The following is a 22732-nucleotide window of genomic DNA, read 5'->3' as shown; positions in this document are numbered from 1 at the left end:
CGTCTCGCGGTTAATCTATAAAACTTGTAGACTTTGTCGATTGCTATTTTCGGACAATAGGCAGAATAATTTTCTCTTGATAAGCCTGAAATTGGTTGTGCATTGCTGAGGACGCCTATCCCAGCGATGCATCGGCGGAGGCAGAGCTTTTGTCAACGGCACGCATTCGTTCGTCGACAATGGCTTTACCGCGATGTGAAAATGTCAAAGAAGGCGCGAACTTGGCAAGAGGCGGGTTGCTCGCCCCAGGGACAGCTTGGCGCCCTTCCTCTACCCCGTCGATCGGGGGAGAGGTGTCGAGCGCAGCCGGACGGAGTGGGGGTCGACCCTTGGCGCGATGCAGGAAGATTCTTGGCTCCCTTGGTCCCCTTCTCAATATCCGTTGGCGACGGTTCCCGGTGGTTCCCCCACCCGTCGCTGCTTCGCAGCGCCACCCCTCCGGAGGGAGAGGAAAGAACAGCCCTTGCCTACCGCTCTTCCCGTCGGAACGGCTTGAGCAGCGCCGACGGCGCCACCGCGTTGCGCGACATCACCGCCATGGCGACGATGGTGAAGATGAAGGGCAGCATCAGGAACGCCTCGTAGGGAATATGTCCCAGGCCGCTCGCTTGCATGCGCAGCTGCAACGCATCGACGAATGCGAACAGAAGCGCGGCACCCGCCGAGCGCCATGGATCCCAGCGGCCGAACACGACCAGCGCGATCGCCACCCAGCCGCGCCCGGAGACGACGCCGAAGGTGAAGGCGTTGAATTGCGCCATCGACAGGAAGGCGCCGGCCAGTCCCATCAGCGCGCCGCCAAGGATGACCGCCTGGAAACGCGTGGCGATGACGCTGACGCCGGCGGAATCGGCGGCGCGGGGATTTTCGCCGACCATGCGCACCGACAGGCCCCATGGCGTCCGGTAGAGCACGAAGGCCGCGAGCGGGATGGCGAGCATCGCCATGTAGACCAGCGCGAACTGGTTGAACACCGCCGGCCCGAGCACGGGAATGTCGGAGAGGATCGGGATCGGCAGCGTCTGAAAACCCTGGATGTTCGGCGGCACCGATTGCTGGCCGAAGATCAGCCGGTAGAGGAAATAGGCCAGGCCCGACGACAACAGCGTGACGCCGATGCCGCAGACATGCTGGCTCAGGCCGAGCGCCACCGTGAACAGCGCATGCAGCGCGCCCATCAACATGCCGGTCAGCACCGCCACCAGCACGCCGAGCCACAGGCTGCCGCTGAGGCTGGTGGCGGTGAAGCCGGTCATCGCACAGAGCAGCATGATGCCCTCGATGCCGAGATTGAGCACACCGGCGCGCTCGGAGAACATCTCGCCGAGCGTGGCAAAAGCCAAGGGCGTGGCGATGCGGATGATCGCGGCCAGAAAGCCGACCTGAAAGATTTGTTCGAATACCGCGCTCACCTGATGGCTCCGACACGGCGGATGCGATAGGCGGTGAACAGCAGCGCCACCAGCATGGCAAGCAGAGCGGTGCCCTGGATGACATCGCTGAGGAAGGCCGGAACGCCGGTCGCCCGCGACATCGCCTCGGCGCCGGTCATTACCGCCGCAAGAAAGATCGCCGCCGGCACGACGCCGAGCGGGTTAAGCCGCGCCAGCATGGCAACGACGATGCCGGAATAGCCGTAACCCGGCGAGATGTCGCTCATCACCTGGAAATGCACGCCGCCGACCTCGCCGACCCCGGCCAACCCGGCCAGAGCACCGGACAGCAGCGCGGTCGAGATCAGCACGCGCTCGACATGGATGCCGCCATAGCGCGCGGCTTCGGGATTCTCGCCGATGACCCTGATCCTGAAGCCGAGCGTGGTGCGCACGATCAGGAACCAGATCAGCGGCGCCGCGATCAGCGCCGCGACGACGCCGAGATGCAGCCGCGTACCTTCGATCAGCACTGGAAAATTCGCCGAATCCTCGATCGGCGGCGAGATCGGATAGCCGCTGAAACTGTCCTTCCACGGCCCTTCGATCAGCGCCATCAGCGCGTAATAGATGACCGAGTTGAGCAGCAGCGAACTGACGACGTCATCGACCTTGAATTTCACCCGCAGCGTCGCCGGCACCAGCGCCACCGCTGCCCCGGCGGCGGCGCCCGCCACCGCCATCAGCAGCATGGCGAGCGGTCCCGGCATCGGGATTGCGCCGACGAAGCAGCTGGCCACCGCGCCGGCCAGCAACTGGCCTTCGGCGCCGATGTTCCAGAATTTCGCCCGGAAGGCGACCGCCACCGCCAGCCCGGTGAAGATCATCGGTGCCGCGCGCACCAGCGTTTCGGTGATCGCGTAGCTGTCGCCGAGCGAGGCGGTGAACATCACGCCATAGGCTTCGAGCACGCCGGCGCCGGCCAGCGCGATCAGGCCGCTGCACAGGACAAGCGTGACGCCGATCGCCAGCAGCGGCAAGGCCAGGTTGAACCAGGCGGGCGTCGAGGTGCGGACTTCCAGGCGAAACATCAGCCGCGCCCCTCCGCCCCGGTCATCAACAGTCCGAGCCGCGCGATCGTCGCATCGGCGCTATCGAGCGTGCCGGCGATGCGGCCCTCATACATCACCGCGATGCGGTCGCAGAGCACCAGCAGCTCTTCCAGATCCTCGCCAATGACGATGATGCCGCAGCCTTTGGCGCGCATGTCGAGGAACTTTTCGTGGATGAAGCGGGCGGCGCCGATATCGAGGCCGCGCGTCGGCTGCGAGACGACCAGCACCTTTGGATCGAAGGCGAGCTCGCGCGCCAACAGCGCCTTTTGCAGATTGCCGCCGGACAGTGCTCCGGCGCGGGTCATCGGCCCGGGGCACCTGATGTCATAGGCCTTGATCTGCGCCTCGGCGAAGGCGCGGATCGCATCCGGCTTGAGCAGCCCTTTTCTGCTGAAGGCGGCGGTGCCGATGCGCGGCAGCACCATCGAATCGGCGAGCGGCAGGTTGGTGACGAGCCCCGTCGTCATGCGGTCTTCCGGAATACGGCCGAGGCCAAGCGCCTGCACCTCGCGCGGCGAAAATCCAGACACTTTTTGGCCGGCGATCGTCATCTGCCCGGCGTCGGGCGCGCGCATGCCGGAAATCACCTCCGCCAGTGTCCGCTGGCCATTGCCCGACACGCCGGCAATGCCAAGAATCTCGCCTGCACGAACCGCAAGCGAGACCTCGCGCAGCGCCGTGCCCGAATGCCGCGAGGTGGAGATGCCGTCGAGCGTCAGCACATCGGCGCCGGGTGTCGATGGCCCCCTCGCCGGCGGCACGATCTCGTGGCCGCACATCAATTGCGCCATGGCGGCCGATGTCGTGTTGGCCGGATCGTCGACGCGGCCGGCGACGCGGCCATGCCGCAGCACCGTGCAGCGATGGGTCAGCGCTCGCACCTCGTTGAGCTTGTGCGAGATGAAGATGATGCCAAGGCCCTGCGCCGCCATGGAACGCAGCGCCGAAAACAGCCCATCGACCTCGCTCGGCGCCAGCACCGCGGTCGGCTCGTCGAGGATCAGCAGTTTGGCGCCGCGAAACAGCGCCTTGACGATTTCGAGCCGCTGCTGCTCGCCGACCGACAGCGCCGATACGGGCAGGTTCGGGTCAAGCGTCAACCCGTGCTGCTGGCTGATCTCGGCCAGCCGCGCCAACCCACCGGCGCGGTCGATCCGCCCCGATTTGCCCGGAATGCCTATGAGCAGGTTTTCCAGCACCGTGAGCCGGGGTGCGAGGTGAAAGTGCTGGTGCACCATGCCAATGCCGGCGGCCAGCGCATCGGCCGAACTGGTGATCCGCACCTTCCGGCCCCGGACGAGGATTTCGCCGGCGTCGGGCGCATAGGCGCCGAACAGCACGTTCATCAGCGTCGTCTTGCCGGCGCCGTTCTCACCCAGCAACCCGAGGATCTCGCCTGGCGCTACGCTGAGGTCGACGGCCTCGTTCGCCTTGACGGCACCAAAGCTCTTGGTGATGCCGCGCATTTCGATGAGTGGGGCGGGCAAGGCGGGATCCTAATGGCGTTGGCTGCGATCTCACCCTCCCCCTTGTGGGGAGGGTCGGCTTGCGATCGCAGCGAAGCGAAGATTGTGAGCCGGGGTGGGGGTGCGGCGCCGGGGGGGGGGGCCCGCCCCGGGCGCGGGGGGGGGGGCCCCCCCCCCCGCGGGGGGGGGGGGGGCGTGCCCGCCCCCCCCCCGCCGGGGGGGGTGGGGGGGCGCCCGCGCCCCCCCTCCCCCGCCCGGGGGCCCCCGGGGGGGGCCCCCGCGGCGCCGACCCCCACCCCGATCCGCTTCGCGGATCGACCCTCCCCACTAGGGGGAGGGTAAAACTCAATCCGAAACCGGCGTGTTCTCATCCACGTCGACGCGGAAATTGCCTTCCAGGATTTCGGCCTTCTTCTTCTCGACAAGTTCCTTGACGTCCGCCGGCAGCGTCTTGTCGAACTTGTGATAGGGCGCCAGGAACGAACCGCCCTTGGCCATGCGCGAGAAATCGCCATAGTCCTGCGCGGTGAAGACGCCGGCCTTGACCAGCTTGATTGCTTGTTCGACCGTCGGATACATGTCCCAGACCGGGCCGGTGATGACCGTGTCGGGGCCGAGACTCGACTGGTCGGACATGTTGGAGATGGCGTAGATCTTCTTGTCCACCGCCGCTTCGATGACGCCGAAGCGCTCGGCATAGATGACGTCGACACCAGCGTCGATCTGCGCGACGGCGGCTTCCTTGGCCTTGGGCGGATCGAAGAACGAGCCGATGAAGGCGACCTTCTTCTTGACGTTGGGATTGACCTCCTTGGCGCCGGCGAAGAAGGCATTGACCAGCCGGTTCACTTCCGGAATGCCCATGGCCGCGACGGCGCCGATCGTGCCCGATTTCGACATCTTGCCGGCGATCATCCCGGAGAGATAGGCCGGCTCGTGGATCCAGTTGTCGAAGACGCCGAAATTGGGTTCCGCCGGGCCGGCGCCCGAGCCGAACAGGAAGGCGGTCTTCGGGAATTGCTTGGCGGTGCGGCGCGATTCACGCTCGGCGGCGAAGGCATCGCCCAGCACCAGCTGGTAGCCGCCTTGCGCATATTCGCGCATGACGCGGCTGAAATCGGCGGTCTGCACCTTCTCCGACCATTTGTATTCGATGCCGAGTTCCTTCTCGGCCTTCTGCAAGGCGACATGGATCTGGTTGTCCCAGGGTTCCTCGATCGGCGTGGCGAAGATCGCCGCCACCTTCAGTTTTTTCCCCGCCGCGAAGGCGGCATCCGGCAGCATGGCGGCAGCCAGGCCAAGCGCGCCGAGCTCCAGCACATTGCGTCGCGAAAGCCCTTCGCGCGGAAAATGAGATTTGTTCTTTCGGTTTTCCATTGCAATCCCCTCTGTTCGACAGCCGTGTCGAGCCGGCTGTTCTAAAAAATCAGACGGGGAACTATGGAACGGGTGCGGACTTTTGTCCACGTGGTCAAATTTGGCCGTGAGTCGGATCAGAGATCCGATTGGCCGGTCAGGAAAAGCTGACCGTCAAACCCGTTCGAGCGCGATGGCGATGCCCTGGCCGACGCCGATGCACATCGTCGCCAGTGCATAGCGGCCGCCGCGTTCGCGAAGCTCCAGCGCCGCCGTGCCGGAGATGCGGGCACCCGACATGCCGAGCGGATGGCCAAGCGCGATGGCACCGCCATTGGGGTTGACGTGCTCCGCGTCCTCGGCAATGCCGAGTTGGCGCAACACGGCGATGCCTTGCGAGGCAAAGGCTTCGTTGAGCTCTATGACGTCGAATTGTCTTGGCGTCAGGCCGAGCCGCGCGCAAAGCTTTTGCGTCGCCGGCGCCGGGCCGATGCCCATGATGCGCGGCGCAACGCCGGCGGCGGCCCCGCCGAGGATGCGAGCGATCGGCGTCAGGCCGTATTTTTTCACCGCTGCTTCGGAAGCAACGATCAGCGCCGCCGCCCCGTCATTGACGCCGGACGCATTGCCCGCCGTCACCGTGCCGCCTTGCCGGAACGGCGTCGGCAGCTTGGCCAGCGTCTCGACCGTGGTGCCGGCGCGGGGATGTTCGTCCTTCGACACGACAATCGCATCGCCCTTGCGCTGCGCGATCGTCACCGCTGTGATTTCCTTGGCCAGCCGGCCATTGGCTTGCGCCGCGACAGCCTTGTCCTGGCTGCGCGCGGCAAAGGCGTCCTGGTCCGCCCGGGAGACGGCGAACTCTTCCGCCACGTTCTCTCCGGTCTCCGGCATCGAATCGACGCCGTACTGTATCTTCATCAGCGGGTTGACGAAGCGCCAGCCGATGGTGGTGTCATAGATCTCGGCGTTGCGCGAAAACGCCGTGTCGGCCTTGGGCATGACGAAGGGCGCGCGGCTCATCGACTCGACGCCACCGGCAATCATCAGCTCGGCCTCGCCGGCCTTGATGGCGCGCGCGGCGATGGTCAGCGCATCCATGCCCGAGCCGCACAGGCGATTGACGGTCGAGCCCGGAATCTCCTTGGGCAGGCCGGCCAGCAGCAGCGCCATGCGCGCCACATTGCGGTTGTCCTCGCCGGCCTGGTTGGCGCAGCCATAGACGACGTCGTCGACCGCCTGCCAGTCGGTGCCCGGATTGCGCTCGACCAGTGCCCTCAGCGGGATAGCGCCGAGGTCGTCGGCGCGCACAGAGGACAACGAACCGCCAAAACGGCCGATCGGCGTGCGGATATAGTCGCAGATATAGGCCTCGGCCATGTCATGCAGCCTTTGTTCTTCCGGTCCCTTCATGCGCCGCCTTGGTGCGGGCCTGCAGGTCGCGCAATGTCGTGAGCTCGAGTTCGCTTGGCGCCGGCGTTTCGTCAAGCGCCTCGGCGAACTTAACGACCCAGCCACAGCTGTCCTGCACCTGCTGGCGGGTGACGCCAGGATGCAACGACGCCACCGTGAATTCCTTGCTCACCGGATCCGGCTTCCAGATGGCGAGATCGGTGATCAGCAATGTCGGACCGGCGGTGTCGATGCCTAGCCGCCGGCGGTGGTCACCGCCGTCGCCATGGCCGAAGGAGGTGAAGAAGTCGATCTTCTCGACCATGCCGCGCTTGGTCTGCGCCATGGTGATGTAGACCTCTTTCGACGACGTCGCGATCTCGGGCGCGCCGCCGCCGCCGGGCAGCCGGGTCTTGGGATGGAAATAGTCACCGATGACCGTGGTGTTGATGTTGCCGAACTTGTCGAGCTGCGCAGCGCCCAAAAAGCCGATCGAGATTCGCCCGCCTTGCAGCCAGTAGCGGAACATTTCCGGCACCGCGACGGTGGTGACGGCGGTTTCGCACAATTCGCCGTCGCCGATCGACAGCGGCAGCACTTGCGGAGCGGTGCCGATCGTGCCGCTCTCGTAGATCAGCGTGATATCGGGCGCATGCGTCAGCCGCGCCACGTTGCAGGCGGCCGACGGCGCGCCGATGCCGACGAAACAGACATCGTCGTTGCTCAGCGCGCGGCTGGCGGCAATCGTCATCATCTCGTTCGGGGTGAAGCCCGGATTGTCGCTCATGCAGCTTTCCTCAGATGCTCAACCCGGACCGCGAAATCGTCGGCGCTTTTTTCGATGACGTTCGCCTGCATCCACGCCTGGAATTTTTCACGGTCGGCGGCGATTTCGTCCCATTCGAGATAGGCCGCATTGTCACGCCCATAATAGCCATGCGCGTAGGACGGGTGCGAGCCACCCGGCACGACCGATATCGCCGCGATCGTCCAGCGCGGCAGCACGGTCAGGTTGGGGTGCAGATCGTCGAAATTGTCGACCACTTCCTCCACTGTCACGACCGCTCGGCTGGCCGCCAGCACGGCTTCCTTCTGGATGCCGATAATGCCTTCGACCAGCACGTTGCCCTTTTTGTCGGCCTTCTGCGCGTGGATGAAGGTGACATCCGGCCGGATCGAGGGAACGGCCGCCAACACCTCGCCGGTGAACGGACAAGTGATCGATTTAATGTTCGGGTTGACCGCCGCGAGGCCAGCGCCGCGATAGCCGCGAAACACCGCGCAGGGCAGGCCGGCCGCGCCCGCCTCGTAGGCGTTGGCCATGCCGGCATGGCTGTGCTCCTCGACCTCGATCGGCCTGGGGAAACCGTTCTCGATGGCGTCGCGGGCGCGCCGCAGCAGGCCGACGCCGGGATTGCCGAGATAGGAGAAGACGACTTTCCTCGCCATGCCCATCCCGATCATCTGGTCATAGATCAGGTCGGGCGTCATGCGGATCAATGTCAGGTCGCGAAAGCCCTGGCGGATCGCCTCATGCGCCGCCGCCGTCGGGATCAGGTGGGTGAAGCCTTCGAAGGCGACGGTGTCGCCATTGCTCAGGTTCTCCGCAACGGCCTGTTTAAGCGGCAGGAACTTGACCATCGTATCGGCTCCAAATCCGAAAAGTTCGTATTGCGAACATATGTTTAGTATGTGATACTTTGTATGCTGACCGAAGGCTGGGAGTCAATCCAGACGAAGATGCCGCTCGGCGGAGGCTCGATGGACGAAGAGACCACTTCCCGTGACCATGTCGGCTCGCTCGAGCGCGGCCTTGCCGTCATGGAGATCCTCGCCCGCCATCCCTCGGGTATGACGCTGACCGAAATGGCCGAGGAGGCGAGCCTGACCCGCGCCGGCGCCCGCCGCTTTCTGCTGACGCTTGTCGCCACCGGCTACGCAACCCAGGCTGGCCGCGTGTTTTCGCTGTCGCCACGCCTGCTGACGGTCGCCCGCACCTGGCTCGGCGGCGCATCGCTGTGGACCTTCGCCGCGCCCATCATGCGCGCCGTAGCGGCGCAGCTGAACGAGGCCTGCTCGGCGGCCATCCTGTCGGGCCAGGACGTCGTCTATGTCGCCCGCATCCCGGGTCGGCGGATCCTCAGCGTGTCTCTGGATGTCGGCACCAGGCTGCCGGCCTATTGCACCTCGATGGGGCGTATCCTGCTTGCCGGCCTGACGCCCCAGGAACTGAACACATTTCTCGACCGGACGACCATCGAGAGGCGGACACCGAAGACGATCGCCGACAAGCGCTCGCTGGCTGGCGCCATCGGCAAGGCGAAGGCGGACGGCTTTGCCATCGTCGACGAGGAACTGGAACTCGGCCTGCGTTCCATCGCCGTGCCGATCCGCGACCGCTCAGGAAGCACGGTCGCGGCAATCAACGTCTCGACTCAGTCGGCGCGGTTTTCCGTCGCGGAGATGGAGCGAGAAATCCTGCCGGCGCTGCTGGAGGCCAGGCGGCGGATCGAGGAGTTCTTTGTCGTCTAAGGCTCGACCTGCGAGCGGCATAGCGGCACAGACCGAACGTGGCATTCCTTCGCGCCGGCGTCCGGGAACATCTCGCGACCCAAACCTCCTCAATGCTTGATGCGATCCCGCATCGCGTACCACAGCATCCCCAGCACATAGAGCGGACCGCGCAGGGCGGTGCCGCCGGGGAACGGCAGCGGGGTCAGCGTCGAGAACAAATCGAGCCGCGCGGCATCGCCGGTGATCGCCTCGGCCAGGAGCTTGCCTGACAGCGTCGACAGGATGACGCCCTTGCCGGAATAGCCATGCGCGAAATAGACCTCGCCATAGTGCCCGACATGCGGCAGCCGCGACGTCGTCACCGACACCAGCCCACCCCAGGCATGATCGATGCGGCAGCCCTTGAGTTGCGGGAAGGTGCCTTCCATATGCGGCCGCACGAAACCGGCAATGTCGGCCGGCGGCGACGGCGTGTAGCGCTCGCCACCGCCGAACAGCAGGCGGCCATCCGCCGACATGCGGTAATAGTTGACGACGAAGCGTGTGTCGGACACCGCGACATTGGCCGGGATGACGTTGCGCTTGCCCTCCAGCGGCTCGGTGGCGACGATGTAATTGCCGACCGGCATGATGCGGCTGTTGACGCGCGGCTCCAGCCCATTGAGCAGCGCGTCGCCCGCCAGCACGACATGTTTTGCCCGCACCGACCCCTTTGATGTCGAGATCCGGATCGAAGGCTCGCGCTCCAGCTTCACCGCCACGGAATTCTCGTGGATGACGACGCCGGTGGCCACCGCCGCGCGGGCAAGCCCGAGCGTGTAGTTCAAGGGATGCATATGACCGCCGAGCGGCTCGTACATCGCCCCGTGATAGGGCGTGTCGACCTTGGCCCGCGCCTGCGCCGCCGACAGGATCTCGACGTCGCGGAATTTCATCTCGCTCTCGAGGCATTTCGCCTCTTCCTCCAGATCCCGGAGATCGGAGACGTTGACCGCGCCGACCAGATGGCCGGTCAGCCTGAGGTCGCAGTCGATGGCATGGCGCTCGATGATGTCGAGCACCAGGCCGCGTGCCTCGAAGGCGAGGTCGAACAGCGCCTTTGCCCGTTCGGGCCCGTAAAGCTTGACCAGGCCTTTGGCACCCTTGCGCAGCCCGGGGATCATCTGGCCGCCATTGCGGCCCGAAGCGCCCCAGCCAATCTTGCCGCCTTCGAGCAGCACCACCTTCAAGCCGCGTTCGGCGGCGTGAAGGGCGGCCGACAGGCCGGTGCAGCCACCACCGACGACCACCAGGTCGGCCTCGACATCGCCGACAAGCGCCGGATGGTCCGGCGCCGGATTGGCGGTGGCGACATAGTAGGATCTGCCGATATCAAGGTCGGAATTGAAACCCGTTGAAGATGCCATGATCACACCTTCAAGAGCAGGTGATCGCGTTCCCAGCTGGTCACCACGCTCTGGAACAGGTCGAGCTCGACGCTCTTGACTCGCAGATAAGTCTGGAAGAAATCCTCGCCGAGCAATGCTCGCACCGGCTCACAAGCCTCGAAACGGTCGAGCGCCTCCTCCATGGTTTTCGGCAGCGTGCTCTTGATCTTGTAGGCATTGCCCGTGGCTTCCGCCGAGCGCGCCAGCTTCTGCTCGACTCCGAGATAACCCGCCAGAAGCGAGCCGGCGATTGCCAGATAGGGATTGCAATCGGCACCCGGCAGTCGGTTCTCCACCCGCCGCGCGGCGCGCCCGCCGGCCGGCACGCGCAGGCCGCAGGAGCGGTTGTCATGCGACCACTCGATGTTGGCCGGCGCGCTGTGGTTCGGTCTGACGCGTCGGAACGAGTTCACGTTGGGCGCAAACAACGGCATGATCTCGGGAATGTATTTCTGCAAGCCGCCGATGAAATGGCCGAACATCGCGGTATCGGCATCGTCGCTGCCGGCGAACAGCGTCTTGCCGGCCTCGTCGATGACAGACATATGCAGATGCATCGAGCTGCCGGCCTGTGCCGCGATCGGCTTGGCCATGAAGGTGGCATGCATGCCGCATTGCTGCGCGGCCTGGCGCGTCAGCCGCTTGAACAGCAGCACCTTGTCGGCCAGCGGCAGCGCGTCGCCATGCAGGAAATTGATCTCCAGCTGACCCGGCCCCGATTCATGGATCAAGGTATCGAGTGGCAGTCCGGCGGCCGCCGCATAGTCATAGATGCGCCGGACCACCGGCTCGTATTCCTCGAGCGCCACCATGTCGTAGGGATGCTGCACGGTTTCAGTGCGGCCATTGGCGCCGACCGGTGCCGTCAGCGGCTGGTCCGGATCGGAATTGGGCGCCGTGAGGTAGAATTCCACCTCAGGCGCCACCACCGCCCGCCAGCCCCGCCGGCGGTAGAGATCGACCACGGCCCGTAGCACATGGCGCGGCGAGGCCATCCATGGCCGGTCGTCCATATGAAAGGCATCGGCGAAGACATAGGCCTTGCCCGCGCCGGCGCCGGACGCCAGGCAAAGCGTTGAAACATCGGGCACCATACGCATATCCGGGTCCGAATACGCAAAACCCTCGTCGATCGAGCCGGAATAACGGCCGTCGATGCTGACCAGGAAGGCGCTGCTCGGCAGATAGAGCGCACGGTCTTCCAGCGCCGTGAGGAACTTGGCCGTCGGCAAGGCCTTGCCGCGCAGGACGCCGTTCATGTCCGGCACCAGGCACTCGACCTCCGTTATGTCGTGCTCGGTCAGCCAGGCTTTGGGGTCGTTGGTTGCGGTATTCGTGTTCTTGTCGAGCATTTCGTTCATGTCCGTATCAGAGAGAGTATGGCTTGCGCGGCCACTTCCGTTCCGGGTTTCAGCGCCATCTTGGCTGCATTGTCCCTAAGGCGGGCGCGCATGGCATCGTCGGCCAGCAGGCCGAGAATGGCTCTCTCCAATACTCCTTCGGTCCAGCCGTCACGGCCGATATGATCGCCGGTGCCGGTCTCTTCGGCGCGGCGTGCATTGTCGTGGCCGTCCCAGCAATAGGGCATGATCAGCGACGGCACGCCGAAACGCAGTGCCTCGCAAAAGCTGTTGTTGCCGCCGTGATGGATGAACAGGTCCGATTTCGCCACCACCGAGGGCTGCGGAAACCAGGCGTCGAGATAGACATTGTCGGGCACCGCGCGATAGGTATCACGCAGGCCGCCGGCATTGACGATGAAGCGCGCCGGCAGCCTGTCGAAGACGGCGAGCATGCGCTCGATCAGCCCGACATCCATGGCGCCGAGACTGCCGAAGCTGAGATAGACCAGCGGCCCTTTGTTGCGCGGAAACACCGGCACCTCGAACGGCCCTTCCGAACGCACGCAGCCTTCGAGATAGACGAAGCGGTCCGGGTCGAGCGGCTCGGCGCGCTCGCGACGCACGATCGACGGCGTCAGCAGCAAATTGAGGTCGGGCGAGCTTTCCAAAAACAGGCCCTTGGGCAGCGGCGCCAGGCCGGCATCCGTCCGAAAGCGGTTGAAGCGGTCATGCGCCGGCGCGCAGGCCTTGAGATAGCGGGCCTCGAACGCCGCGCGTTGCGGGTCGTCGGCGGCGAGGCCCGAGAGGTAGGGCGGCACTTGTGCATCCGGCAACTCGGTCTCGGCGCAGGAGACGACACGCACCCAGGGACAGCCTGCGGCCGATATCGCCGGGAACATGATGACGTTGTCGAGCACCACCGCGTCGGGCTTCAGCCGCGCCAGCAATTGGCGCAGCGGCGCTTCGGCATTGATCGCCGTGTCGACGATCGCTTGCCAGGTCGGCGCGACATAGGTTTCGAGCTGATCGATCGGGCTCAGCCTGAAATGCGGCAGATGCCGGCGCACGAAGGCCTGCCAGTAGCTCTGGCGCTCGCTGTCGCTCAGCGGCTCGTCGGTGGGCAGCTGGTATTCCTGGAAACCGTAGTCGGCAAAGACGCCGGAAAAACCGGCATGGCAGATGAAGACGGGCCGCGCGCCCCGGGCGCGCAGCGCCTGCGCGATGCCGACGCAGTTCAACGCCGCGCCGAAGCTTGCTTCCGGAAACAGCGCGATGGTCGGGCTGGCTTTACGCGTCAATTAATCCTCGTCATTCCGGCCGGCTGATCATGCCGAACAGTGCGGGCGCCCCGCGGCTGGCCGCTTGCGGTCGCTGGTTGCGGGAAAGCCGCAGGTGGATGCGAAGCAGATCGGCAGCCACCTCATACTGCCGGCTTTCGAGATGGTCGAGTATGTTGAGGTGTTCGCGCAGCGATTGCCGCAAGCGAAAGACGTTGACGCCGGCATAGATGCCCGGCAGCCGGCGCAGCCTGAGATGATCGGCCAGCGCATCGGCAACGAAGCGGTTGGCGCAGCCCTCGGCGATCATGCCGTGAAAATCGATGTCCAGCCGCTGGAACTCGCGCGTGTCGAATGCCGCGTCCGGAAGTGCGATCAGCGCCTCCATGCCCAAGCGCAATGCCGCCGCCCGCGCTCCGTCCACACGGAACCCTGGCGTCAAGATCGCGGCGGGCTCCAGCAACAGGCGAAACTCATAGCTTTCGCCTTGCGCCTCGGGATCGTCAGGCGCGCGGCGGAAAAGCCAGGATTGGCCGGGGGCACGGTCCAGCAGGTTCTCTTCCGTTAGTTTGTTAAGCGCTTTTAGTACCGTCTTGCGTTCGGCACTATACCGTCGCATCAGCCCCGCGACTGTCACCGTCTGGTCCAGCCGCCGCGCCGAGCGGTCGCGCAGGATCGCCTCGGCGAGCTCATCCTCCTCGGCGCTGGGCAGTTCGGCTGATATAGCGGGCTGCGCGGCGAGATCGATCGCCAGGTGATAACCTGAATCTGCCTGCCAGCGAACGACGCCCTGTTCTGCGAGCAGGCCGAGCGCCGCCCGCACCGGCGTACGCGAGACATTGCAAAGCGAGGCGATCTGCTGCTCGGGCAAGCGCGCGCCGGGCCCGAAGCCACGCTGCCGCGCCACATCAAGGATGCGCTGCGCCAGGTCGAGATGGTTGGTGCGAGGTCGTCGGGCTGCGGCTTGCATGGCTAATCTCGGTGAGCGGACGTGACCGCATTGATTTGACCGATCACCAGCACGGACGCAATCGGCCAGATTCCTCAGTCGCCTGGCAAATTATGGATTGACGTACTTTTTTCCGCAATAGTACTGTTAAGGCAATCGGCGATAAAAAGACCGAGGGGAACGGGATCGAGGCGACGGCACGGCCGCGAGCATTGGTCCGACGAAGAATTCGACGATCAACCGGAATGGGAGTCTGTCATGACCGCTACCAGCCTGCGGCGCCGTGCGCTGAGAACGTCTCCAATCGCACTCGGCCTGGCCTTGGCGCTGTCCGCGCCAGCTGACGCCGCCGACCTCGTCATTTCCAACTGGGACGGCTACATGGCATCAGATGCCATGGCCGCCTTCAAGACCGCGACTGGTGTTTCCGGCGAAGTCGTGGTGCACGCCACCAATGAAGAGATCATGGGCAAGCTCATCGCTGCCGGCGGCAAGGGCTATGACGTGGTCTTCGTCTCTTCGCCCTTCGCCGAGGTGCTGAACAAGCTCGGCCTGACCGAGCCGATCAACCACGCCAAGGTTCCCAATCTCGTCAATCTCTATCCCCAGGCGACCAAACTGCCGCACGATGTCGGCAACACTTTCTCCGTCCCCTACACCTGGGGCACCACCGGCCTCTGCTACCGCTCGGACCTGGTGAAAGTCGCGCCGACGAGCTGGAGCGACCTGCTCGCGCCTTCCGACGACCTCAAGGGCAAGACCACCATGCTGGCGACCGATCGCTGGTTGCTGGCCGCCGGCCAGCTCGACAAGGGTTTTTCGGTCAACGAGACCGATCCGGCCAAGCTCGCCGAGGTCAAGGACCTGCTGATCTCGGCCAAGAAGACCCTGCTCGCCTATGACGACACCACCTTCTATTCAAAGCTGGTTTCCGGCGAGGCGCTGATGGTGCAGGCCTGGGACGGCTGGTGCAATTACGGCATCGCCGAGAAGCCCGAGATCAAATACATCATTCCCAAGGAAGGCTCGGACCTTTGGGTCGACACGATGGTGGTGATGAAAGCATCCGCCAACAAGGACGCCGCCTTCCAGTTCATCAACTTCATGCTCGACGCCAAGAACCATGCCTGGGCGGCGCAGAACATCGACTATAAGGTGCCGAACAAGCCGGCGATGGAAAGCCTGCCGGCCGATTTCCTGGCAAAATTCCCCAACATGGCGATGCCGGTGGCCGACCTCGTCAAATTCGAGCAGTTGCGTGACGTCGGCGACGCCCAGCGCGATTATTCGAAGATCGTCAGCGAGATCAAGGCCGCGCAGTAAGGACTATTCCAACAGCATCCTGGAATTGAGCTTGCATTCCGTGGCGCCCCCCTCTGGCCTGCCGGCCATCTCCCCCTCCAGGGGGGAGATTGGCTGTGGCGTCGCTTTCGCCAACCTTCGAAATCCAAAGGCAGGCGAGAGGCTGGAGCTGCTGATCTTCCCCCTTGAGGAGGAGATGCCCGGTCCACCCTCCGCAGCTGCAGCGCAGCTGCTGCGGAGGACGGGCAGGGCAGAGGGGGGTACTTCGTGAAGCACCAACCCTCCCGCTCCTCCTTGCTGATGGCCCCGGCGCTGGCCTGGCTCGCGGCCTTGATGGTGGTGCCATGCGCGCTGGTGCTGGCGCTCGCCTTCTTCCGGCGCGGCATCTATGGCGGCATCGAATACACTTTCACTCTGGAGAATTTCGGGCTGGTCTTCGACCCGCTCTATGCCGGCATCTTCCTCAAATCGGCGCGCATCGCCGGCACGGCGACCTTGACCGCGGTGGTGATCGGCTATGCCGCCGCCTACGCCATATCGGCGGCCCCGCGCCGGCTGCAGCCGGTGTTCCTGTTCTTCGCCGTATTGCCGTTCTGGTCCAACTATTTGATCCGCACCTATGCCTGGATCGTGCTGCTCAATCGTGAGGGCCTGATCACCCAATTGCTGCGCTGGTTCGGCTACACCGGCGAGCCACCGTCGATGCTCTACACCGAAGGTGCGGTTGTCGCCGGCCTGGTCTACAACTACCTGCCCTTCGTCATCCTCGCCTGCTACGCACCGCTGTCGCGGCTCAACCCGGAACTCGCCGAGGCCTCGCGTGACCTCGGCGCTTCCGCCGTCACGACCTTTCGCCGTGTCATCCTGCCGCTGACCGTGCCCGGCATCGCTGCCGGCGCCGTCTTCGTCTTCGTGCTGTCGATCGGCAATTTCGTCACGCCGGCACTGCTCGGTGGCGGCCGCTTCCAGATGATCGGCAATCTCGTCTACGACCAGTTCCTGACCGCCAATGACTGGCCGTTCGGTGCGGCACTCGCCATGGCGCTGATCGCCATCATGCTCTTGGTGTTGATGGCGCAGGCGCTCGCCGCCGACCGCGCCTCGGGACGGGCGGCTGAGGCCAAGGGTAACGCCGATGGCTGAGCGCACTTTTCTTCCCTTCTCCCCGTTCACGGGGAGAAGGTGCCCCGAAGGGGCGGATGAGGGGCAGCGACAGCCTTTGCGACGCTCAGCGCCGCCCCTCATCTGCCTGCCCGTCCTCCGCAGCAGCTGTGCTGCAGCTGCGGAGGGTGGACCGGCATCTTCTCCCCGTGAACGGGGAGAAGGACGCTGTCCGCATGCTTGGCTCCAAGCTATCGGAGGCCAGCGATGACTCAATCCTTCGCTCGCACCCTGGGCATGCGGACGATCCTCGTTCTCGTCTTCGCCTTCCTCTACATCCCGATCGCCGTCCTGGTGGCGCTGTCCTTCAACGAGGGCGGCTTGCCGACGGCGTGGTCGGGTTTTTCACTGAAATGGTACGTGTCGCTGGCCGGCAATTCAGCCATCCTCTCCGCCGCGCTCAACACGCTGACCGTGGCGCTGGTCTCGACGGCAATCGCCACGTTGCTCGGCACATTGCTGGCGATCGGCGTCGAGACGCGCCGACAGTACGGCAAGGGTCTCGAAGCACTGATCTTTGCGCCGATGATCATCCCCGACATCGTGCTGGCGATCGCACTGCTGTCGTTCTTTTCCATGCTCAACCTCACCATGGGCCTGCACACCATCATCCTCGCCCATGTCGTCTTCAACCTCGCCTTCGTCTGCTCGGTGGTGCGTGCGAGGCTGAAGAGTTTCGATTGGTCGATCGTCGAGGCCTCCGCCGACCTCGGCGCCTCCGCGCTAACCACTTTCCGGCGCGTGACGTTGCCCGTCATCTTGCCGGCGGTGGTCGCCGGCGCGCTGCTCGCCTTCACGCTATCCGTCGACGAGTTCATCATCGCCTTCTTCACCGCAGGCGCCGGTCGTGCCTCGACCACGCTGCCGATGCAGATCTACGCGATGATCCGCTTCGGCATCACGCCGGAGATCAACGCGCTGGCAACCATCGTCATGGCGGTCTCGATCACCGCGCTGACCCTGTCGCAGCGGCTCAATCGGGGGATCATTGGCCAATGAGCGAACCGCGCACGCTGCTGGCCATCGATCATGTGTCGAAGCATTTCGGCCGGGTAACCGCCGTCGACGGTATCTCGCTCGATATCCGCGAGAATGAGTTCTTCGCCCTGCTCGGCCCATCGGGCTGCGGCAAGACCACGCTGCTGCGGATGCTGGCCGGTTTCGAGACGCCCAATGACGGACGCATCCTGCTCGATGGCCGCGACATCGCCAAAACCCCGCCCAACAAGCGGCCGGTCAACCTGATGTTCCAGTCCTATGCGCTGTTTCCGCATATGAGCGTCCGGGCCAATGTGTCCTATGGCCTCGAAATGGAGCGTTTGCCGGCCAGCGAAATCCGCTCCCGCGTCGATGCTATTCTCTCGACGACCGAACTCGTCTCCTTTGCCGATCGCAAACCGGAGCAATTGTCCGGCGGCCAGAAGCAGCGCGTCGCGCTCGCCCGGGCGCTGGTCAAGCGGCCCCGGCTGCTGCTGCTCGACGAGCCACTCGGTGCGCTCGACAAGAAGCTGCGCGGCGCCATGCAGCTGGAGTTGAAGCGCCTGCAGCACGAGGTCGGCATCACCTTCGTCATCGTCACCCACGACCAGGAAGAATCGCTTGTGATGGCCGACCGCATGGCGGTGCTGAAAGACGGAAAGCTGCTGCAATGCGACACGCCGCACGCGATCTACGAGCACCCCGCCGACCGCTTCGTCGCCGACTTCATCGGCGTGATGAATTTCGTGCCGGGCAAGGCCGCCGCCGATGGCGTCATGGCCGCCAACGGCGCGCGCATCGCCGGCAAGCTTCCCGCCACGCTCTTGTCAGGCGCTTCCGCAGTCGCGTCGGTGCGACCCGAGCGTATCCGGCTGTTCCCATCGGGTGAGACCGCCAACCGCACCACCGGTACGGTCGAGGCGCTGGCCTATCAGGGGCTCGACCTGCAACTGCATGTCCGCACGCCCTTGTCGCCAAAGCCGTTCCTGGTGCGTGTCACTGCGGACGCCGCCGACCGAAGGCCGGTTTCGTCGGGGGACCAGGTGGAACTCGGCTGGGACGCCGCCGACGTCAGAATTTTCGCAGAATGAAGGAGAGCTTGATGGCGCAGAAGACGATCGCGTTTTTCCCCGAAGCGGCCTACGGCCCGGCGCTCAATTCCGTCGGCATCGCGCAAGCCGTCGAGGCGCGTGGCCACAAGGCCGTTTTCCTGTCCGATCCGGGCTTTGTCGACGTCTACAAGGGCTACGGTTTCGAGGCGCATCCGGTGAACCTCTCCGAACCGATGCCGCCCGAGCAGATGGCAAAATTCTGGGAGGATTTCATCAACGGCCATATCCCGAACTTCCGCAAATCGCCCTATGACCAGGTCGACAATTACGTGAAGGATTGTTGGACCGCGATCGTCGACAGCGCCAAATGGGCGCAGAAGGATTTGCCGCGCGTTCTGGCCAGCATCAAGCCTGACGTGATCTGCGTCGACAACGTCATCCTGTTCCCGGCGATCAAGCAGTTCGGCAAGCCGTGGGTGCGCGTCATCTCCTGCTCGGAAAACGAGATCGAGGACGAGGACATCCCCCCGCATCTCTCCGGCTGCGGCGAGAACGATCATGCCGGCCACCAGCGCTACCGCGACCATTTCAACACGGTGATCAAGCCGATCCACGACGATTTCAACGCCTTCCTCACCGCCAACGACGAGGCGCCCTATCCGATCGGCCAGTTCTTCGAAGCCTCGCCCTATCTCAATCTGCTGCTCTATCCCGAAGCGGCGAAGTTCAAGCGCCGCCACCTCCTCGACCCGGCAAAATTCCAGTATCTCGAAGGCTGTGTGCGGCAGGAAAAGCCCTACACGGTGCCAGACTTCGCTGGGAACAATGAGGGGCCGCTGCTCTACGTCTCGTTCGGCAGTCTCGGTGCCGGCGATGTCGACCTGCTGAAGCGCATCATCGCGACATTGGGCAAGACGCGCTACCGTGCGCTGGTCAATGTCGGCGGCTACAAGGACCAATACACCGACGTGCCGGCCAACGTCATCGTCGACAGTTGGTTCCCGCAACCTTCGGTCATCCCGCAGGTCGATGCGGTCATCCACCATGGCGGCAACAACTCGTTCACCGAGTGCCTCTATTTCGGCAAGCCCGCCATCATCTTGCCCTATGTCTGGGACGGCCACGACAACGCGACAAGGGTCGAGGAGACGGGCCATGGCTTCGGCATGCCGCGCTATGACTGGAACGATGCCGAGCTGATCGCCAAGATCGAAACCTGCCTGACGGATCCGGCGATGAAAGCGAAGCTGGCGAGGACGTCGGCGCAGATGCGCGCCCAGAACGGCCCGGAGAAGGCGGCTGGGCTGCTGGAGGCGCTGCTGTGATTGAGATATCGAGCCCAGGCGCCCCCCTCTGGCCTGCCGGCCATCTCCCCCTCAAGGGTGGAGATTGGATGTCACCGAGGCTTTCGCCAATCGCCAAAGTTGTTGAAATAGCGCCACCCACGAAGCTGCCAATCTCCCCCCTTGAGGGGGAGATGTCCGGCAGGACAGAGGGGGGCCTCGTAGAGCGGCGACGGATCGGCGTTCGGCTGCATAATTGTGGAGCGCGCCCATGACCTCCTCCGCCCCGCATCTCCACCAAGCCTCCACCCGCACCGACCTCGTCGACTGGGGCGCCCAGCCGGACGCGCTTGACGGCGCGTCGCGCTCCGCCGGCAAGCTCGTGCACAAAGGCCCCAACAACCAGCCGGAATCCGGCATCTGGGTCTGCACGCCCGGGCGTTGGCGACTGGCGATCCCGCGCGATGAATTGTGCCATTTCATCGCCGGCCGCGCGACCTACCGGTCGGATGCCGGCGAAGTGATGGAAATCTCGGCTGGGACCGTGGCCATGTTCCCGGCCGGCTGGACGGGCGAATGCACCGTGCATGAGACCATGCGCAACGTCTACATGCTGGCCTGATCCTCACAGTTTGATGACATACCGGCACCGAAACACTGACCAAGGCCTTCATGGGCCGCTGAGCAACAAGGCCATTCCAGGGAAATCCATATGACGACACCGATCATGAAATCCCCGCTCGCCATGTCAGACCTCGTCGATTGGGGCGTCATCCCGACGATGATCGAGGGCGAATCCCACACTTCGGGCAAGCTGCTCTACAAGGGGCCGGAAGGCCGCTCGGAATGCGGCTTGTGGGTCTGCACGCCGGGCAAATGGCACTGCCACGTCACCCGTGACGAGTTCTGCCACTTCCTCGAAGGGCGCTGCACATATGTTCATGAATCCGGCGAAGTGATCGAGATCGAGCCGGACACGGCAGCCTTCTTTCCGCAGGACTGGAAGGGCGTCTGCACCGTCCACGAGACCATCAAGAAGGTCTACATGATCCGCTGAACCTTTCCGATAATTCTGCCCTGCCGGACACCTGGCGCAGCTTTCTGCGCTTCCGGTGCTCACGGACCCAAATGTCCGCTGCGCTCCGGTTCTCGAAAGCCACGCCATCTGACTCGGCAGGGCGAATTCTCAAAAAGGCTCCATACGTGGAGGAGGACGAAAATGCATTTCTCCCCTGACCGCCCGACCTTGTTCGTCAATCCGGACTACCGGCCGATGGCCGGCGCGAACAAACCGGTGATCGATCCGGCGACGCTGGAAACCGTCGGCGCCATCTCGGCACCCAGCGATAGCGAGATCGACGCAGTGCTCTCAGCAGCGACCAAGGCACAGGCCGCCTGGAAGAAGCTCGACGCCAAGAGCCGGGCAAAACACCTGCATGCCGTCGCCAACGCCATCGAGGCGGCCGACTTCACTCGCTGCGCCGAGCTGATGGTGCGCGAGATGGGCAAGCCCTATCCGGAAGCCATCGGCGAGATCGCCAACTGCGCGCCGATCTTCCGCTACTACGCCGAGATGGCACGCGACGATGCCGGCAAGATCGCCGGCACGACGCAGGCCGGTTCGTTCCAGTATGCCCGCTACGAGCCCTACGGCACCTCCGTCCACATCATGCCGTACAACTTCCCGATTCTGCTGATGTGCTGGACGGTTGCGGCTTCGCTCGCCGCCGGCAATGCCTGCGTCATCAAGCCGGCCGAGGCGACGACGCTGTCGACGCTGGACTACATGACTGTGTTCGGCTCGCTGCCCGAAGGCCTCGTCTCCTGCCTGCCCGGCGGTGCGGCAACCGCGCAGGCGCTGATCGCTTCCGACCGCACCCATGCCGTTGCCTTCACAGGCTCCGTCGCCGCCGGCAAGGCGGTTGCAATGGCCTGCGCCGAACGCATGAAGCCTTGCGTCATCGAAGCCGGCGGCAGCGACCCGCTGATCATCAGCCAGCACGCCCCGCTCGACATAGCGGCGGCCGGCAGCGTCACCGCCGCCTTCCATCTGACCGGCCAGGTCTGCACCTCGGCCGAGCGCTTCTTCGTCGTCGATGCCGTGCATGACCGCTTCGTCGAGCTGTTCGGCGAAAAGACGCGGGCGCTGCGCATCGGCAACGGCATGGACCGAAGCGAAATCGGCCCGCTGGTCAGCGAGGCCGCGAGGGCCAAGGTCATGCGCCTGGTCGACGACGCCATCGCGCATGGTGCCAAGGCCGTCACCGGCGGCCGCATTCCGCCCGCACACAACACCGGCTGGTTCTACGAGCCGACGATCCTGACCGGCGTCACCCCGGAGATGGCGATCATGCGCGAGGAGTGTTTTGGGCCGGTTGCCGCGATCTGCCGGGTCAAGGATTTCGACGAGGCGATCCGGCTAGCCAATGACAGCCCGTTCGGGCTCGGCGCCTCGGTCTTCACCACCGATCTGGCCGAAGCGCATGAGGCCGCCGAGCGGCTCGAAGCCGGCATGGTCTGGGTCAACAACCCGCTGATCGACAATGACGCTCTGCCTTTCGGCGGCTGGAAGGCCTCGGGCCTCGGCCGCGAGCTCGGGCGCCAGGGACTCGACGCCTTCCGCCGCTCGAAGATGGTGATCATCGACCACAAACCGGCAATCCAGGAATGGTGGTATCCCTATCCCGACAGCTGGTTCCGCGAGGCCGGCGGCCGCAGGCACGTGTGAAGCCTGCGATGCCGCC

The 22732-nt window shown here is 64.7% G+C and carries 20 protein-coding genes; 9 read left to right on the top strand and 11 right to left on the bottom strand.

Annotation, left to right across the window (positions count from 1 at the left end):
- Positions 1–467: 467 nt before the first annotated feature.
- The 7 genes from NKJ26_RS13635 to NKJ26_RS13605 all read right to left on the bottom strand — a co-directional run bounded on the left by NKJ26_RS13635 (position 468) and on the right by NKJ26_RS13605 (position 8343).
- A complete protein-coding gene (locus NKJ26_RS13635; RefSeq protein WP_352605931.1) occupies positions 468–1412 on the bottom strand; it encodes an ABC transporter permease in 945 nt (314 codons plus the stop codon).
- Positions 1409–2464 carry an ABC transporter permease gene (locus NKJ26_RS13630; protein WP_352695713.1) on the bottom strand — a complete coding sequence of 352 codons (1056 nt, stop codon included), beginning with the start codon at positions 2462–2464 and terminating at the stop codon, positions 1409–1411. Before NKJ26_RS13630 ends, NKJ26_RS13635 begins: the two co-directional genes overlap by 4 nt.
- Positions 2464–3975, bottom strand: coding sequence for an ABC transporter ATP-binding protein (locus NKJ26_RS13625; RefSeq protein WP_352695711.1), 1512 nt, complete (start codon positions 3973–3975; stop codon positions 2464–2466). The genes NKJ26_RS13630 and NKJ26_RS13625 overlap by 1 nt, the downstream gene beginning before the upstream one ends.
- Before the next feature lie 324 nt (positions 3976–4299).
- Positions 4300–5331: a BMP family protein gene (locus NKJ26_RS13620; RefSeq protein ID WP_352695709.1), complete on the bottom strand. Its 1032-nt coding sequence runs from the start codon at positions 5329–5331 to the stop codon at positions 4300–4302.
- Positions 5332–5484: 153 nt separating this feature from the next.
- Positions 5485–6690, bottom strand: a complete 1206-nt coding sequence (pcaF, locus tag NKJ26_RS13615) for a 3-oxoadipyl-CoA thiolase (RefSeq protein WP_352605939.1) — start codon at positions 6688–6690, stop codon at positions 5485–5487.
- Between the two features lies 1 nt (position 6691).
- Positions 6692–7489, bottom strand: coding sequence for a CoA-transferase subunit beta (locus NKJ26_RS13610; RefSeq protein ID WP_352605941.1), 798 nt, complete (start codon positions 7487–7489; stop codon positions 6692–6694).
- Positions 7486–8343 (bottom strand): CoA transferase subunit A, encoded by an 858-nt coding sequence (locus NKJ26_RS13605; RefSeq protein ID WP_352695707.1) that lies wholly within the window; start codon positions 8341–8343, stop codon positions 7486–7488. The genes NKJ26_RS13610 and NKJ26_RS13605 overlap by 4 nt, the downstream gene beginning before the upstream one ends.
- 120 nt (positions 8344–8463) lie before the next feature.
- On the opposite strand from NKJ26_RS13605, the gene NKJ26_RS13600 reads away from it, so the two are divergent.
- Positions 8464–9234 carry an IclR family transcriptional regulator domain-containing protein gene (locus NKJ26_RS13600; RefSeq protein ID WP_352695705.1) on the top strand — a complete coding sequence of 257 codons (771 nt, stop codon included), beginning with the start codon at positions 8464–8466 and terminating at the stop codon, positions 9232–9234.
- An 89-nt stretch (positions 9235–9323) separates the two neighbouring features.
- Here the strand turns inward: NKJ26_RS13600 and NKJ26_RS13595 are convergent, their stop codons facing one another.
- Genes NKJ26_RS13595 through NKJ26_RS13580 form a run of 4 tightly spaced genes read right to left on the bottom strand, consistent with a single transcriptional unit; the run spans position 9324 to position 14233 of the window.
- Complete coding sequence (locus tag NKJ26_RS13595) at positions 9324–10622, bottom strand: NAD(P)/FAD-dependent oxidoreductase (RefSeq protein WP_352695703.1); 1299 nt, start codon at positions 10620–10622, stop codon at positions 9324–9326.
- Between the two features lie 2 nt (positions 10623–10624).
- A complete protein-coding gene (locus tag NKJ26_RS13590) occupies positions 10625–11995 on the bottom strand; it encodes a glutamine synthetase family protein (protein ID WP_352695733.1) in 1371 nt (456 codons plus the stop codon).
- A gap of 5 nt (positions 11996–12000) precedes the next feature.
- On the bottom strand, positions 12001–13284 hold the full coding sequence (locus NKJ26_RS13585; RefSeq protein ID WP_352695701.1) for a glycosyltransferase: 1284 nt from the start codon (positions 13282–13284) through the stop codon (positions 12001–12003).
- Positions 13285–13294: 10 nt separating this feature from the next.
- The gene (locus NKJ26_RS13580; RefSeq protein ID WP_352695700.1) at positions 13295–14233 is read right to left on the bottom strand and encodes a GntR family transcriptional regulator; all 939 of its coding nucleotides are present in this window, start codon (positions 14231–14233) and stop codon (positions 13295–13297) included.
- A gap of 237 nt (positions 14234–14470) precedes the next feature.
- Here NKJ26_RS13580 and NKJ26_RS13575 point away from each other — a divergent pair, with 237 nt between their 5' ends.
- From NKJ26_RS13575 to NKJ26_RS13540, 8 genes are all read left to right on the top strand, one after another.
- Positions 14471–15535, top strand: a complete 1065-nt coding sequence (locus tag NKJ26_RS13575) for a polyamine ABC transporter substrate-binding protein (RefSeq protein WP_352695699.1) — start codon at positions 14471–14473, stop codon at positions 15533–15535.
- 279 nt (positions 15536–15814) lie between these two features.
- Positions 15815–16657: an ABC transporter permease gene (locus NKJ26_RS13570; RefSeq protein ID WP_352605957.1), complete on the top strand. Its 843-nt coding sequence runs from the start codon at positions 15815–15817 to the stop codon at positions 16655–16657.
- 225 nt (positions 16658–16882) lie between these two features.
- Positions 16883–17674, top strand: coding sequence for an ABC transporter permease (locus NKJ26_RS13565; RefSeq protein WP_352695698.1), 792 nt, complete (start codon positions 16883–16885; stop codon positions 17672–17674).
- A complete protein-coding gene (locus NKJ26_RS13560) occupies positions 17671–18744 on the top strand; it encodes an ABC transporter ATP-binding protein (RefSeq protein ID WP_352695696.1) in 1074 nt (357 codons plus the stop codon). Before NKJ26_RS13565 ends, NKJ26_RS13560 begins: the two co-directional genes overlap by 4 nt.
- An 11-nt stretch (positions 18745–18755) precedes the next feature.
- Positions 18756–20030, top strand: a complete 1275-nt coding sequence (locus NKJ26_RS13555; RefSeq protein WP_352695695.1) for a glycosyltransferase — start codon at positions 18756–18758, stop codon at positions 20028–20030.
- Between the two features lie 229 nt (positions 20031–20259).
- Positions 20260–20610, top strand: coding sequence for a cupin domain-containing protein (locus NKJ26_RS13550; RefSeq protein WP_352602838.1), 351 nt, complete (start codon positions 20260–20262; stop codon positions 20608–20610).
- A 90-nt stretch (positions 20611–20700) separates the two neighbouring features.
- Positions 20701–21045, top strand: coding sequence for a cupin domain-containing protein (locus tag NKJ26_RS13545; RefSeq protein WP_352602840.1), 345 nt, complete (start codon positions 20701–20703; stop codon positions 21043–21045).
- A 162-nt stretch (positions 21046–21207) separates the two neighbouring features.
- Positions 21208–22716, top strand: coding sequence for an aldehyde dehydrogenase family protein (locus NKJ26_RS13540; protein WP_352695693.1), 1509 nt, complete (start codon positions 21208–21210; stop codon positions 22714–22716).
- Positions 22717–22732: the final 16 nt, after the last annotated feature.

It is taken from the genome of Mesorhizobium sp. M0152, assembly GCF_040322415.1.
In the GTDB taxonomy this organism is placed as follows: Bacteria; Pseudomonadota; Alphaproteobacteria; order Rhizobiales; family Rhizobiaceae; genus Mesorhizobium.
Note: the sequence above shows the minus strand (reverse complement) of the source record. Positions and strands in the feature narration are given on the sequence as shown.